1 protein-coding gene is annotated in these 1197 nt (G+C 52.0%); it reads right to left on the bottom strand.

Going from position 1 to position 1197, the window contains the following annotated elements:
• Positions 1-1197: hypothetical protein (locus KDK16_RS04510; protein WP_257274881.1), on the bottom strand; the 1197-nt coding region annotated here is incomplete at both ends.

The raw sequence follows: 1197 nt of genomic DNA, 5'->3' as shown, positions 1-1197 counted from the left end.
CTTTCAGATTGAGGGAATTTGCAGTCTGCCGGGCAATACAGGCATCCAGGAAACCTTGCATTTTCCGCCATCCCAATGCCTGGTGTATCCGGTACAGTTGACGGATGGAAGGAACCGTTTCGGAGAAACTATCGAACTTTTCAACATAGCCCGGCCGTTTAGCTTCTGGCTGTGAGCAGATAATCTCTACCGTCCATCGACTGCTTTGTGTCAGGATAAATTGCCGCTTGAGCTTTTGCCTCAGTGGCTCCAGTGCCTGCCATTGCGCTTTGTCAGGAATCGGGCTCAGGTTTTTACACAACGTAATGCAATCCAGACACTCGGATTCAGGCAGCTGCGTCAGGGCAAATTTTACAGTATCCAGGGAGGCGGGAATTGAGAGCGCCTTGCTGAGTACGTTCTGGTCTTGTTGGTGTTCATTATGTCTCGCCAGCCAGAAGCGAACACCGGCGCCGCCATGATTGAAGAGCATGGGTATCAACGATGCCAGGGCATAAAGCACCTGCATTCTTTCGTTGCGGGCGTTTGTGAAAGCGGTCAGGTATTGTTCAAATTCCGCTATCGTCATGCGCCACTCTCTGGAGGCTGAACTGAACAGCGCCAGGACTTTCATGGTTTCTTCAATCGTCATACGCCATTTTTTGGGAGCCGAACTGAACGACGGCAATACATTCATTGCATCGTCTTCCTCCCACTCATCATCGGAATCACTGATCTCGCAGTCACTCTCTATAGCGAGTTCCGGAAGATCGGGAAGATATGGGCGAAATGCTCTCTCGTTCGCCGTCAACAGGCTTTGTTCGGGCAGCCCGGAGCCTTTAAACACCCGGCTGGTCATCTTCAGGCAATGTTTCCTGTTGTTCACTGGCAGCCACTGAACAAACACTTTTAAGTCCGCCTCAGCCGGGAAGCCCTGTCGAGAACTTATGCAGGCAATATGCGCGAACAGTCTCTGATCGATCGGGCTGTCTTTAACGGTCTCATCAAGGTTCGGCTGCCAGCCCTCTTTCAGGCAGGGCATAGAGATAAAGGCTTCCACCTGCTCCTTGGTCGGGAAGCCATTACCATCATTCATGGAAGCAATGCGCATGAGCAGTTTCCGATCGATCGGGTTGTTTTGAACGGCTTCATCGCAACCCTCCCTCCAGCCCTCTTTCAGGCAGGGCATGGAGATAAAGGCTTCCACCTGCTCCTTCG

Source organism: Endozoicomonas sp. SESOKO4, assembly GCF_024606275.1.
Note: the sequence above shows the minus strand (reverse complement) of the source record. Positions and strands in the feature narration are given on the sequence as shown.